This is a genomic window from Sphingomonas donggukensis (assembly GCF_023674425.1).
Lineage (GTDB): Bacteria > Pseudomonadota > Alphaproteobacteria > Sphingomonadales > Sphingomonadaceae > Sphingomonas > Sphingomonas donggukensis.
Genome location: NZ_CP098401.1, coordinates 1,311,319 through 1,324,606, shown reverse-complemented (window position 1 = coordinate 1,324,606; position 13,288 = coordinate 1,311,319). Strand labels below are relative to the sequence as shown.

Genomic DNA, 13,288 nt, shown 5'->3' with positions numbered 1-13,288 from the left:
GGACCTGTCCCCGGTCGCCGAGCCTATCGAGTCGGCGCGGCGTTGCAAGGGGGGGCGGGCATCACGCCTCGGGCAGGAACTCCGGCACCGAGAGATAGCGTTCGCCGGTGTCGTAGTTGAAGCCGAGCACGCGGACGCCCGCGGGCAGATCGGCGAGCTTCTGCTTGATCGCGGCCAGCGTCGCGCCGGACGAGATGCCGACCAGCATCCCTTCCTCAGCAGCCGAGCGGCGGGCCATGTCCTTGGCGGCGGCGGCGTCGACGGAGATCGCGCCGTCGATCGCCTGGGTGTGCAGGTTGCGCGGGATGAAGCCGGCGCCAATGCCCTGGATCGGGTGCGGGCCGGGCTGTCCTCCGGCGATGACCGGCGACAATTCGGGCTCGACCGCGAAGACCTTGAGCGCGGGCCATTCCTTCTTCAGTGCCTCGGCCACGCCGGTGATGTGGCCGCCGGTGCCGACCCCCGTAATGATGACGTCGAACGGCGTGTCGCGGAAATCGGCGAGGATTTCCTGCGCCGTCGTGCGGACATGGACGTCGATGTTCGCAGGGTTTTCGAACTGCTGCGGCATCCATGCGCCCGGCGTCGCGGCGACGATCTCCAGCGCGCGTTCGATCGCGCCCTTCATGCCCTTTTCGCGCGGGGTCAGGTCGAAGCTGGCGCCGTAGGCGAGCATCAGGCGGCGGCGCTCGATCGACATGCTTTCCGGCATCACGAGGATCAGCTTGTAGCCCTTGACCGCGGCGACCATCGCCAGGCCGACGCCGGTGTTGCCGCTGGTCGGCTCGACGATGGTGCCGCCGGGCTTCAGGTCGCCCGACGCTTCCGCCGCCTCGATCATGGCAAGCGCGATGCGATCTTTGATCGACCCGCCGGGGTTCGACCGCTCGGACTTGATCCAGACTTCCGCGTCCGGGAACAGCTTCGACACGCGGACGTGGGGCGTGTTGCCGATCGTCTCTAGGATCGAATTGGCTTTCATGGCGAAACTACTCCGTGCTGGGGCTTTACGGTCAGGATTTCGGGCGGGTCGAACGTCTTTGCAAGCCTGAGCTCGGGGAAAAGCCGCGACCACAACAGGGTGACGACGATCGCGCCGACCCCGCCGAACACGACCGCGCCGACCGGGCCGAGCAGCGAGGCGAGCAGGCCGGATTCCGCCTCCCCCAATTCATTCGAGGCGGAGATCGTCATCTGCGACACCGCACTCACCCGGCCGCGCATCGCGTCGGGCGTATGGAGCTGGATCAGCGACTGGCGGACATAGACCGACACCATGTCGGCCCCGCCCGCCACAATCAGCGCGGCGAGGCTGAGCCAGAACGAGGTCGACAGGCCGAAGGTCAGGATGGCGACCGCGAATACCAGCACCGCCGCAAGCATCTTGACGCCGACGTCAGACTGCATCGGGCGGAACGAGAACCAGATCGCGGTGGTCGACGCGCCAATGCCCATCCCGGCGGCCAGGAAGCCGAGGCCACGGGCGCCGACGTGGAGGATGTCGCGGGCGTAGATCGGCAACAGCGCGGTGGCGCCGGCGAGCAGGACGACGAACAGGTCGAGCGTGATCGTCGCCAAGACGAGGCGGTTGTGGCGGACATAGGCGAACCCCTCGCGAATGCGGGCGAGCGGGCGGTGGTCGGCCTGGACCGGCGGCTGGGGCACATGGCCGATCAGGAAGATGCCGGTGAGCGCGACGAGCAGCATAGCGACGATCGCGGCGTAGGCGACGTCGGGATGGATCGCGTAGAGCAGCCCGCCGACGCTGGGCCCTGCGATCGACCCCACCTGCCATGCGATCGAGCTGACCGCGATGGCGGTCGGCAGGCTCTCGCGCGGCACGAGATTGGGCGCGAGCGCGGAATAGGCCGGGCCTGAAAAAGCGCGGGCGATGCCGATGACGACGGCAGCGCCGAACAGAACTGGCAGATTGAGATCGCCCAGCCACGTCAGCACGCCGAGAATCGAGACGGTGACGATCATCAATGTCGTCGTGCCGCGGACGATCCAGCGACGGTCGACGCTGTCGGCGACCAGCCCGACGACGGGGGTCAGCAAGAACAAGGGCACGAACTGCGCCAGGCCGATCATGCCGAGCAGGAATGCCGCCTCGCGAATGTCCATCGTCTGGCGGGCGAGGTCGTACACCTGCCACCCGATGATGATGGCGAGCGCCGTCGCCGCGATCGTACCCGACAGCCGCGACACCCAATAGGCGCGGAAATAGGGGATGGTGAGGGGGTGGGGCGTCGCGGACATGTGCGACGCCCCTTAGAATGCCGTGTCGCTGCTAGGCAACGACAGCTTCTCTATCGACCGAGGAAGGTGAGCAGGTCGCGGGTCAGCCGGTCGCTGGCGGTGACGTTCAGGCCGTGCGGCTCGCCGTCATATTCGACCAGCTGCGCCCCGGCGATGCCCTTGGCCGCAGCCCGACCGGTCGCATCGATCGGTACGGTCTTGTCGGCGGTGCCGTGGATGATGAGCGTCGGCACCTTGAAATGCGGCAGGTCGGGCCGGAAGTCGGTGGTGGCGAACGCCTCGGCACAGGCGAGCGTCGGCTTCAGACCGGCGGCGAGCGCGGTCGCGGTCGTCAGGTCGAGCACTTCCTCGCTCACCGGGCTGCTCACCCAGCCGGCCCCGAAAAACTGCGGGAAGAACGTCTTGTGGAAGAAGTGCGCGCGGTCCTTCTTGATGCCGTCGGCGATGCCGTCGAACGTCTCCTGCGGCACGCCGTCGGGGTTGTCCGGAGTCTTCAGCATATAGGGCACGACCGACGAGACGAGCGCGGCTGCGGCAACGCCCTTGCCGCCGTGGCGCGACATGTAGCGGGCGACTTCGCCGCCACCCATCGAGAAGCCGACCAGCGTCACGTCCTCGGTCGCGCCGGTCGCCGCCATGACGTCGGCGAGATCGTCGGACAGCGTGTCGTAATCGTAACCCGTCCACGGCTGGGCCGAGCGATGAAAGCCGCGACGGTCGTACGCGATGGCGCGCAGGCCGGCGTCGGCGATCGCCATCGCCTGCGCGTCCCACATGTCGGCACCGAGCGGCCAGCCATGGATCAGGATCACGGGACGACCGGTGCCCCAATCCTTGACATAGAGATCGGTGCCGTCGCGCGTCTTGATGTAGGTCATGGGAAACTCTCCGAAGCCGGGGAAGGGTCGAACGAGCAGCCTCCCCCGTCGTTCCGAGCGCCTGCGTACGCTGGCGGTATCGCGCGCGGGCTGGCAGGTTGCCGCCAACGAATCGGGAGAGTGGCTTCGATGCGGTGGAAATATCTGGCGACGGCGGTCGCGGCAGGGATGATGCTGGCATCCTGTTCGGGCGGGGGCGGCAGCGGCGGCACGACCGCGGCGTCCACCGTCAACGGCCAGGACTGGCCGACCTTCGTCAAGGCGACGATCGAGCGCAATTTCCAGGTCGACCCGAGCTTTGCGGTCTATCAGGGTCGCCATGATTTCGACGGGCGGCTGCCCGACTGGAGCGAGGCCGGGCTGAAGGCGCAGGCCGATTTCTATCGCGGCGCGATCGACACCGCGGGCAAGTTCGGCGGGCTGACGCCCGAGCAGCTGTTCGAGCGCGATTATCTGACGCAGGTGATGAAGGGGAGGCTGTTCTGGCTGGTCGACGCCGACCAGCCGCACCGCAATCCGGCCTTCTATGTCGGCGGCGGCCTCGATCCCAACGTCTATATCAGCCGCGAATATGCCGACGCGCCGACCCGGATGAAGGCGGTGATCGCGTTCCTGAAGAACGTGCCGACGGCGGCGGCGAACATCCGAGCCAACCTGAAGATGCCGATGCCGGCGAGCTTCATCTATTACGGCAGCAAGGGCTTCGGCGGCTTCGCGGACTATTATGGCGGCGACGCCAAGGCCGCGTTCGCGGGCGTGCAGGATGCGGCACTCCAGCAGGAGTTCGCGACCGCTGCCGCCGCGGCGTCGAAATCGATGCGCGATCTGGCGACATGGATGGACCAGAATGCGAAGTCGGCGACCCAGGACTATGCGCTGGGTGCGGACAAATTCGCCAAGATGGTCGCCGATACAGAGGGTGTGAACGTCTCGCTCGACGAGCTGGAGCGGGTGGGGCGCGCCGACCTGAAGCGCAACCAGGACATGCTGGTCGCCGAGTGCGCCAAGTTTGCGCCGGGCGCGAGCGTGCCCGACTGCATGGTCAAGCTGAACGCGAACAAGGGCGCGGGCGGGCCGGTCGCGACCGCCACGCGGCAGATCCCCGAGCTGAAGGCGTTCGTGGTCGCCAAGAACCTTATCACCATACCCGATGCTGAACAGGCGCTGGTGCGCGAAAGCCCGCCGTATAATCGCCAGAACAGCGCGTACATCGACCCGCCCGGACCGTTCGAGAAGGGCATTCCGTCGATCTATTACATCTCGCCGCCCGACCCGACGTGGACGCCCGCTGTCCAGGCCGCGTTCGTGCCGGGCGAGGCGGATCTGCTGTTCACCACGGTGCACGAGGTGATGCCGGGGCATTTCCTGCAATTCCGCCACGCCAACCGCGTCAAGTCGCTCTTCGGGCGGCTGTACGTCGGCTATGCCTTTGCCGAGGGCTGGGCGCATTATGCCGAGGAGATGATGTGGGAAGCCGGCCTGCGCGGCACGCCCGAGACGCATATCGGCCAGCTGTCCAATGCCCTGCTGCGCGACTGCCGCTATCTGTCGGCGATCGGGCTGCATGCGCGCGGGATGAGCCAGGCGGACAGCCAGAAGATGTTTCAGGAACAGTGCTTCCAGGATGAGGGCACCGCCAAGCAGCAGGCCGCGCGCGGAACCTACGATCCGGCGTATCTGAACTACACGATGGGCAAGCTGATGATCCGCAAGCTGCGCGCCGACTGGACCGCGAAGAACGGCGGGCGCGAGGCGTGGAAGGACTTCCACGACATGTTCCTGAGCTACGGCGGGCCGCCCATTCCGCTGGTCCGCGGCGCGATGATGGGGACGAAGACCGAGGCGGTGTTCTGAGCCTCGGCGTGGTGCCGGCGGGATGAGGGAACCGATGGGTGCGTTGCGGCTTGTTGCTGCAACGCACAAAATTTGGTATCTCGAAGTTGATGCACGGTTCAACTCCCCGCGACGACGCCCCGACTGGTGCGATGCCGACGATCTTCGAAGCGATCGTCCGGCAGCGATGCATCAACGCGACCTGGAACCGCGACTGGTTCGTGCTGGCGCCGCACATCGTCTATACCCGCCACGGCGAGGTGTTCATCGACGCCATCACCGTCGCGCGCAACGGCATGTTGCCGCGCGAGGAGAAGCTGGGGACGTTCAAGGTGGCGGGACTCGGCGATCCGAAGCTGACCGGGCGCGCGTTCGAGCCGAGCACGTTGTTCGAGCCGGAGGCCGAGAAATATGCCGGCGTCACGCTGATGACGGTCGAACCGCAGCCGGCGTAATCGCGCGGACCTAGTCGAAGGGCGTGGTCGTCGCGACCGCGGCGGGCTGGGGCAGGGAATAGCGAACCGGTTGCGGCTGGCCCTGCGTCGCCCAGAAGTCGTCGGCGACGGCGCGATCGCGCAGATACCCCGGGCTGCGCGCGGCCCGCTGGACTGGATCGGTGTAAAAGCCGTTGGTTTCGGCCATCGCCCAATGCGCCAGGCCGGCACCGCCGCCCACCGACAGGCATAGCCCGACGACGGCGAGCGCGATGGTGCGCGTGCGATGTTCCCCGTTGTTCACCCGATCAGCCCCCTGACGGTAATGGACCGGCGCAGATGACCCGCGCCGGCCCTTTCATAGTTTAGCGGCAGCGGATTTCCGACTGGCGCTGTTCGACCGAGCGGCCAAGCACCGCGCCGACCGCGCCGCCCAGCAGCGTGCCGACGGTGCGCGACCGCCCGCCGTCGATGACGTTGCCGAGGATACCGCCCGCGGCGCCGCCGACGATCAGCCCGGTCGTGCCGTCGCTGCGCTTGCAGTAATAACGACCGTCATTGCCCGAATAGACGCGGTCGTTCGCAGTCAGCACGCGCTCCTGATACTGGTTGCCCGAGCGATAGTAGCGCGAGGGGTCGTAGCCGCCCTCATCGCGCCAGTCCTCGTAGCTCGAATAGCCGTCGCCGCGGTAATCGGGCGCGTTGCGATAGCGATCGTCATACGCCGGGCCGCCGCGGTTGGCCGCGGCGCGGAAGCGCTGCACCTCGTCGCGGTAGATCTGATATTCGCGGTCGAACCGCTGCTGCGCGGTGTCGAACCGCTGGCGCTCGGCATTGGTCTGCGCCGCGGCAGGCATGGCCAGTGCCGCACAGGCGCTTGCGGCCAGTACGGCCAAGCTGGTGAGACGGGTCATGATACGCATCCTGTCCTGTTCGGCCCAAGAGCGGGCCGCTGATGTCGATACGGACGGACAACGATATGGTTCCTGAATGGCGCGCAGGGGCGCGCCGGTGTAGGCGAGTCAGCCCGCGTGGGTCGCCGTCCAGCGCGCGCGCGCGCTCCACGTCTCCGTGCCACCGATGACCGTGCAGCCGCGCTCGCCCGCCTCGACCGCGCCGATGCGGAACACCGTTTCGCCAGCCTGCGTCAGGGCCGCGGATACCGCTTCCGCTTCGTCCGCCGCGACGATTACCGCCATGCCGATCCCGCAGTTGAAGGTGCGGGCCATTTCCTCTGGTTCGATGCTGCCCTGCGCCTGGAGGAACGCCATCAGCCGTGGCAGCGGCCAGGCGTCGGCGTCGATGCGGGCGTGGCAGCCATCGGGCAGCACGCGCGGCACGTTTTCGAGCAGCCCGCCGCCGGTGATGTGGGCAAGGCCGTGGATGCGCCCGGCGTTCAACAGCGGGAGCAAGCTCTTCACATAGATTCGCGTCGGCGCCATCAGCGCGTCGATCAGTTTGACGTCGTGGTCGAACGGGGCGGGGCGGTCGAGCCGCCACCCCTTGTCGGCGGCAAGGCGGCGGACGAGCGAGAAGCCGTTGGAGTGGATGCCGGTCGAGGCGAGGCCGAGGATCACGTTGCCGGGCGCGATGCGGTCGCCGGTCAACAGATTCTCGCGCTCCACCGCACCGACGCAGAAGCCGGCGAGGTCATAGTCGGCATCGGCGTACATGCCGGGCATTTCCGCGGTTTCGCCACCGATCAGTGCGCAGCCGGCCTGACGGCATCCCTCGGCAATGCCGGCAATGACACGCTCGGCGACGGCGGCGTCGAGTTTGCCGCTGGCGTAATAGTCGAGGAAGAACAGCGGCTCGGCGCCCTGCACGATCAGGTCGTTGGCGCACATCGCGACGAGGTCGATGCCGACGCCGTCGTGCGCATTCGCGTCGATCGCGAGCTTCAGCTTGGTGCCGACGCCGTCGTTGGCGGCGACCAGCAGCGGATCGGAGAAGCCCGCCGCCTTCGGATCGAACACCCCGCCGAATCCGCCGAGGTCTGCATCGGCGCCGGGGCGGCGGGTGGAGCGGGCGAGCGGGGCGATGGCGCGGACCAGAGCGTTCCCCGCCGCGATCGAGACGCCGGCCTGGGCGTAGGTGTAGGATTCGGTCATCGGCTTCATCCCGGACCCCGTTCGCCTCGAGTAGCCGTCGAGCTTGTCGAGACGGCGTATCGAGAGGTCGGTGCCCGAGGCGAGCCTCTCTCGATACGGGCTCTCGACGGGCTCGATCCCTACTCGAGACGAACGGATTGAGTGGTTGTCGCAAGCCCCCTAGCCACAAGCCGCTTGGATTTCCACGCCCGCTTCGCCAAAAGAGCCACCGACATGGCCGCGCGACGTATTCCACGCATCATCGAGATCGGACTGGCGGCAGCGTTGCTCGCCGGGACGGGGACACTCGTCGCGCAGATCGAGGGCGGGGAACGCGGGGCGGCGCCGGTCGACAGCTCGTCCGATTTCGAGGTCGGCGGGATCGCGGTCGACGTGTCGGCCAAGGATGCCGAAACCGCGCGGCTGACCGGGTGGCGGATCGCTCAGCGGCAGGCATGGCAGATTCTGTCCCAGCGGCTGCGCGGGTCGGCGAGCGGGCTGAACGACGGGGCACTGGACGCAATCGTCACCGGTATCGTCGTCGAGAACGAACAGATCGGGCCGACGCGCTATATCGCGAAGCTGGGCGTGCTGTTTGATCGCGGGCGGGCGGGCGAGATCCTGGGCGTGTCGACGCAATTCTCGCGCTCGCCGCCGATGCTGGTCATCCCGGTCCTGTGGTCGGGCGGGTCGGGGCAGGTGTTCGAGCGCACGACCCCGTGGCAGCAGGCCTGGGCGCGGTATCGCACCGGTGGCAGCGTCATCGATTACGTCCGTCCGGTCGGGACGGGTGCCGACCCGCTGCTGCTGAACGTCGGCCAGACCGGGCGGCGCGGGCGCGGGTGGTGGCGAGCGATCCTGGACCAGTACGGCGCCAACGACATCGTGATGCCCGAGGCGCGGCTGTACCGCAGCTATCCCGGCGGGCCGATCATCGGCGTGTTCACGGCCTTCTACGGCCCGGACCGGCAGGCACTCGCCCGCTTCAGCCTGCGGGTCGAGGATGGCAATGCGCTGCCCGCCCTGCTCGACCGAGGCGTGGCGCGGCTGGACGAGGCGTATCAGCGTGCGCTTCGGATGGGGATGCTGCGCACCGACGCGATGCTGTCGCCACCGCCGGCGCCCGAGGCGACGCCGACTCCGGAAGCGACCCCGACCGAGGGCGACCGCTCGATCGAGGATATCGTCGGCGTGACCGGCTCCACCGTCACCATCCAGTTCGACACGCCCTCCGCCGCGGCACTCAGCACCGGCGAGATCGCGGTGCGCGGCGTGCCGGGTGTCCGCCAGGCGGTGACGACGAGCCTGGCGCTGGGCGGCGTGTCGGTGATGCGCGTTGCGTATGACGGCGATCCGGCGGCGCTGCGCGCGGCGCTGGAGGCGCGGGGATGGAGCGTGCAGGAAAGCGGCGGCACTTTGCGCATCCGGCGTGCGGCGGGGCCTGCGCCGGCACCCGCGCCGAGCCCGGCTCCGGCGGCGACGCCGACCACCGGGGGATGAGCCAGTTCGACCTGCCGCTTCCGAAACCGGTGAGCGCGCGGCCCGAGGAATTCCTGGTCGGTCCGTCCAATACCCGCGCGGTCCACGCGATCGAACATTGGGGATCGTGGCCGGTGATGACCGCGCTGCTGGTCGGCCCGCGCAAGTCGGGACGCAGCATGCTGGCGCGGCTGTTCGTCGCCGAAAGCCACGGGACGATGATCGACGACGCCGACCGCGTGGCGGAGGCGGAGGTGTTCCACGCCTGGAACCGCGCGCAGGCCGATCGCCGCCCGCTGCTGCTGGTCGCCGACGCGCCGCCGCCCGAATGGGCGATCCGACTGCCCGACCTGCGATCGCGCATCAACGCCAGCCAGCTGCTGACGCTGTATCCGCCCGATGACACGCTTGTTCGAGACCTGCTGGTCTATCTGTTCGAGCGGCGCGACCTGGACGTGCGGCCCGACCTGATCGCGTGGCTGCACAAGCGGGTCGAGCGCACGCATCTGGCCGTGTTGCGCATCGTCGATCGGCTGGAGGAGGTCGCCGACGCCCGGCGATCGCGGCGCCTGTCGATCCCGATCGCGCGCGAGGCGCTGGCGACGGGCGGCTACATAACCGGATTGTCACAAAGGCAGGGCAAGCTGGAATGGTGAGCCGTCCCCGCCCGATCGATCCCGAGCCCGCCCCGCCGAGCGATCGGCCCGGGCGCTATTTCAACCGGGAGCTGTCGTGGCTGGCGTTCAACCGGCGGGTGTTGGAGGAGGCGTGCAACCCCGCACATCCGCTGCTGGAGCGGTTGCGGTTCCTGTCGATTTCGGGATCGAACATCGACGAATTCTTCATGGTGCGGGTCGCCGGACTGCTCGGCCAGCAGATGCAGGGCGTCGAATATCGCTCCGCCGACGGGCTGACGCCGGGGCAGCAGCTGGCCGAGATCGTGAAGGAGGCCGACCGGCTGGTCGACAGCCAGCAGGCGGTGTGGCGCGACCTGACCGCGGCGCTGGCGGGGGAGGGGATCACCGTCCTCGACGAGCGCGCGATCGACGATGAGCTGGCGACGTGGCTGGCGCAGCATTTCCGCGAGCAGCTGTTCCCGATCCTCACTCCACAGGCGCTGGACCCGGCGCATCCGTTTCCCTTCATCCCGAACGCCGGCCTGAGCGTCATCTTCGACCTGGTGCGCCAGTCGGACGGCGAGCCGATCCGCGAGCTGGTGCTGCTGCCGCCGAGCATCCCGCGGTTCGTGCGGGTGCCGGGGGAGGCGGCCCGGTTCATCACGATGGAGGGCGTGCTGAAGCGGTTCTCCGGCCTGTTGTTCCCCGGGTACGAGGTGAAGGCGGCGGCGGCGTTCCGCATCCTGCGCGACAGCGACATCGAGCTGGAGGAGGAGGCCGAGGATCTAGTCCTGTACTTCCGCACCGCGATCAAGCGGCGGCGGCGGGGGCGGGTGATCCGGCTGGAGATGGAGACCGGCATCGGCTCCGAGCTGGAACAGGTGCTGAAGGGGGAACTGGGCGGAGCCGAAGCGATCCTGACCGAAACCGGCGGCTTCCTGGGGCTGGGCGATCTGGCTATGCTGGTCGATACCGACCGCCCCGACCTGAAGTTCACGCCCTATTCGCCGCGCTTCCCCGAGCGCATCCGCGAATTCGGAGGCGATTGCTTCGCGGCGATCCGGGCGAAGGACATCGTCGTCCACCACCCGTACGAGAGCTTCGACGTCGTCCTGGAATTCCTGAAACAGGCCGCCGCCGACCCCGACGTCATCGCCATCAAGCAGACGCTATACCGTGCGGGCAAGCAGTCGGCGGTCGTCAATGCGCTGATCGCCGCGGCGGAGGCGGGCAAGTCGGTGACCGCGGTGGTCGAGCTGAAGGCGCGGTTCGACGAGGAACAGAATCTGCTGTGGGCCTCCGCGCTGGAGCGGGCGGGCGTGCAGGTGGTGTACGGCTTCATCGACTGGAAGACGCACGCCAAGGTGTCGGTGGTGGTGCGGCGCGAGGGGGGTGCGTACCGCAGCTACTGCCATTTCGGCACCGGCAACTATCACCCGGTGACGGCGCGGATCTACACCGACCTCAGCTTCTTCACCGCCGATCCGCGGATCGGGCGCGATGCGGCGGCGATCTTCAACTACGTCACCGGATACGTGGAGCCCGGCAAGCTGGAGCTGCTCTCGATCTCGCCGCGCGACCTGCGCAACACGTTGATGACGCTGATCGACGTCGAGATCGCCAATGCGGCGGCGGGCAAGCCGGCGGCGGTGTGGGCGAAGATGAATTCGCTGGTCGATCCGGCGGTGATCGAGAAATTGTACGAGGCGTCGAATGCCGGGGTCGAGATCGACCTGATCGTGCGCGGCATCTGCTGCCTGCGTCCCGGCGTGCCCGGCATGTCGGAGCGCGTCCGCGTGAAGTCGGTAGTCGGGCGCTTTCTGGAGCACAGCCGGATCTGGGCGTTCGCGAACGGCGACGTGCTGCCGAACGATGGCGCGAAGGTCTATATCTCGTCCGCCGACTGGATGCCGCGCAATTTCGACCGGCGGGTCGAATTCATGCTGCCGATCCTGAACGAAACCGTCCACGACCAGGTGCTGGATCAGGTCATGGTCGCCAGCCTGATCGATACCGAGCAGAGCTGGGACTTGCGCAGCGACGGCAGCTATGAGCGGGTGATGCCGGTCGAGGGCCAGAAGGATTTCAACCTGCACCAGTATTTCATGACCAACCCGTCGCTGTCGGGCCGCGGCGCGGCGACCGCCAAACGGCGCAAGGTACCCAAGCTGACGGTCAAGGCCCGCCGCCGCGGCGGCGCCAAGTGAGCGCCACCCCCCGGCCGCGCAAGCCCGCGCCGACCATCGTCGAGCGACGGACCGCGGTGATCGATATCGGTTCGAATTCGGTGCGGCTGGTGGTGTATCAGGGTCCGGAGCGTTTGCCCGCGACCATCTTCAACGAGAAGGTCATGGCCGGGCTCGGCAAGGCGCTGGCCGAGACCGGGGCGATCGCTGCGGACGCGATGGCGCTGGCGCGGACGGCGCTCGCGCGCTTCGCCTGGCTGGCGCGCGAGATGGCGGTGGACGAGTTGCGCACCGTCGCCACCGCCGCTGTCCGCGACGCGAGCAATGGCGGCGAGTTGCTTTCCGCCGCCCGCGCGCTCGGCCTCGATGTCGAGATATTGAGCGGCGAGGACGAGGCGACCGCGGCTGGGCTGGGCGTGCTGTCGGCGATCCCCGAGGCCGACGGCATCGTCGGCGACCTGGGCGGCGGTAGTCTGGAACTGGTGCGCGTCGTCGCCGGGACCGTGACCGACCGGGCGTCGTTTCCGCTGGGCGTCCTGCGGCTCGGCGCAATGCGGGCGAAGGGGCGGGCGGCGTTCGAGGCGAAGGTTGCGAAACTGCTGGCCGACAGCGGCTGGACCGGGCGGGGCAAGGGCCTGCCGCTGTACATGGTCGGCGGATCGTGGCGGGCGCTGGCGCGGCTCGACATGCAGCTGACCGGTTACCCGCTGCCGGTGATCCACGAATATGCGGTCAGCGCCGACGAGGTCGCGCGGCTCGGGCGGTCGCTGGCGCGGCTGGAGAAGGCGCGGATCAAGTCGCTGGTGTCGAGCGCGCGGGTGCCGACGCTGGCCGACGCGGCGGCGCTGTTGACGGTCCTGCTGAAGCAGCTGGGCGCGAGCACGGCGATCGCCTCCGCCAACGGCTTGCGCGAGGGGCTGCTGTTTCAGCGGCTGGCGCCCGAGGTGCGCGCGCAGGACCCGCTGATCGTCGCTGCGCGGGGCGAGGGCGTGCGGCTGGGGCGGTTTCCCGAGCATGGCGACCTGGTCGACCACTGGATCGCGCCGCTGTTCGACGGGGAAAGCGCCGAGCTTGCCCGGCTACGTCATGCCGCGTGCCTGCTCGCCGACGTCGGGTGGCGCGCGAACCCGGAGTTCCGCGCCGAACGCGGTGTCGAGATCGCGCTGCACGGCGACTGGGTGGCGATCGACGCGCGGGGCCGCGCGCTGATCGCGCAGGCGCTGCACAGCTCGCTCGGCGGCGGCACCGATTCGCCCGATCCGCTCGGGCGCTTGGCACCCCACGACGAGCTGGCCGAGGCGGCGCAATGGGGGCTGGCGATGCGGCTGGGGCAGCGGCTGTCGGGCGGCGTGTCCGGCCCGCTCGAGCGCACCACGCTGGCGGTGCGAGGCGGGGCGCTGGTGCTGGGCGTGGCGGCGGCGGACGCTGCCCTCTACGGCGAGACGGTCGAGCGGCGGCACAAGGCGCTGGCCGGCGCGCTGGGGCTCGAGGCGACGTTAGAGCCCGCCTGAG

12 protein-coding genes are annotated in these 13,288 nt (G+C 68.7%); 6 read left to right on the top strand and 6 right to left on the bottom strand.

Features of this window, described 5'->3' with window-relative positions:
• Positions 1-61: 61 nt before the first annotated feature.
• From cysK to M9980_RS06480, 3 genes are read right to left on the bottom strand one after another with little or no spacing between them, the layout of a single operon-like run.
• Positions 62-982 (bottom strand): cysteine synthase A, encoded by a 921-nt coding sequence (cysK, locus tag M9980_RS06490; RefSeq protein WP_250754568.1) that lies wholly within the window; start codon positions 980-982, stop codon positions 62-64.
• Positions 979-2,259, bottom strand: a complete 1,281-nt coding sequence (locus tag M9980_RS06485; protein ID WP_250754567.1) for an MFS transporter — start codon at positions 2,257-2,259, stop codon at positions 979-981. The genes cysK and M9980_RS06485 overlap by 4 nt, the downstream gene beginning before the upstream one ends.
• Before the next feature lie 50 nt (positions 2,260-2,309).
• Positions 2,310-3,137, bottom strand: a complete 828-nt coding sequence (locus tag M9980_RS06480) for an alpha/beta fold hydrolase (protein ID WP_250754565.1) — start codon at positions 3,135-3,137, stop codon at positions 2,310-2,312.
• 129 nt (positions 3,138-3,266) lie between these two features.
• On the opposite strand from M9980_RS06480, the gene M9980_RS06475 reads away from it, so the two are divergent.
• Both M9980_RS06475 and M9980_RS06470 read left to right on the top strand, forming a co-directional pair.
• Positions 3,267-4,991, top strand: coding sequence for a DUF885 domain-containing protein (locus M9980_RS06475; protein ID WP_250754564.1), 1,725 nt, complete (start codon positions 3,267-3,269; stop codon positions 4,989-4,991).
• Positions 4,992-5,080: 89 nt separating this feature from the next.
• The gene (locus M9980_RS06470) at positions 5,081-5,425 is read left to right on the top strand and encodes a hypothetical protein (RefSeq protein ID WP_250754562.1); all 345 of its coding nucleotides are present in this window, start codon (positions 5,081-5,083) and stop codon (positions 5,423-5,425) included.
• 10 nt (positions 5,426-5,435) lie between these two features.
• On the opposite strand, the gene M9980_RS06465 is transcribed toward M9980_RS06470, so the two are convergent.
• The 3 genes from M9980_RS06465 to purM all read right to left on the bottom strand — a co-directional run bounded on the left by M9980_RS06465 (position 5,436) and on the right by purM (position 7,524).
• Positions 5,436-5,708, bottom strand: coding sequence for a hypothetical protein (locus M9980_RS06465; RefSeq protein ID WP_250754561.1), 273 nt, complete (start codon positions 5,706-5,708; stop codon positions 5,436-5,438).
• 61 nt (positions 5,709-5,769) lie between these two features.
• Positions 5,770-6,318: a glycine zipper 2TM domain-containing protein gene (locus M9980_RS06460; protein ID WP_250754559.1), complete on the bottom strand. Its 549-nt coding sequence runs from the start codon at positions 6,316-6,318 to the stop codon at positions 5,770-5,772.
• Between the two features lie 108 nt (positions 6,319-6,426).
• The gene (gene purM, locus M9980_RS06455) at positions 6,427-7,524 is read right to left on the bottom strand and encodes a phosphoribosylformylglycinamidine cyclo-ligase (RefSeq protein ID WP_422921392.1); all 1,098 of its coding nucleotides are present in this window, start codon (positions 7,522-7,524) and stop codon (positions 6,427-6,429) included.
• A 204-nt stretch (positions 7,525-7,728) separates the two neighbouring features.
• Here purM and M9980_RS06450 point away from each other — a divergent pair, with 204 nt between their 5' ends.
• Genes M9980_RS06450 through M9980_RS06435 form a run of 4 tightly spaced genes read left to right on the top strand, consistent with a single transcriptional unit; the run spans position 7,729 to position 13,287 of the window.
• Positions 7,729-8,994 (top strand): heavy-metal-associated domain-containing protein, encoded by a 1,266-nt coding sequence (locus M9980_RS06450; protein ID WP_250754804.1) that lies wholly within the window; start codon positions 7,729-7,731, stop codon positions 8,992-8,994.
• Entirely contained in the window at positions 8,991-9,629 is a 639-nt protein-coding gene (locus tag M9980_RS06445; protein ID WP_250754555.1) for a P-loop NTPase family protein, read from the top strand. Before M9980_RS06450 ends, M9980_RS06445 begins: the two co-directional genes overlap by 4 nt.
• Positions 9,623-11,797 (top strand): RNA degradosome polyphosphate kinase, encoded by a 2,175-nt coding sequence (locus tag M9980_RS06440; RefSeq protein WP_250754553.1) that lies wholly within the window; start codon positions 9,623-9,625, stop codon positions 11,795-11,797. The genes M9980_RS06445 and M9980_RS06440 overlap by 7 nt, the downstream gene beginning before the upstream one ends.
• Entirely contained in the window at positions 11,794-13,287 is a 1,494-nt protein-coding gene (locus M9980_RS06435) for a Ppx/GppA family phosphatase (RefSeq protein WP_250754551.1), read from the top strand. The genes M9980_RS06440 and M9980_RS06435 overlap by 4 nt, the downstream gene beginning before the upstream one ends.
• Position 13,288: the final 1 nt, after the last annotated feature.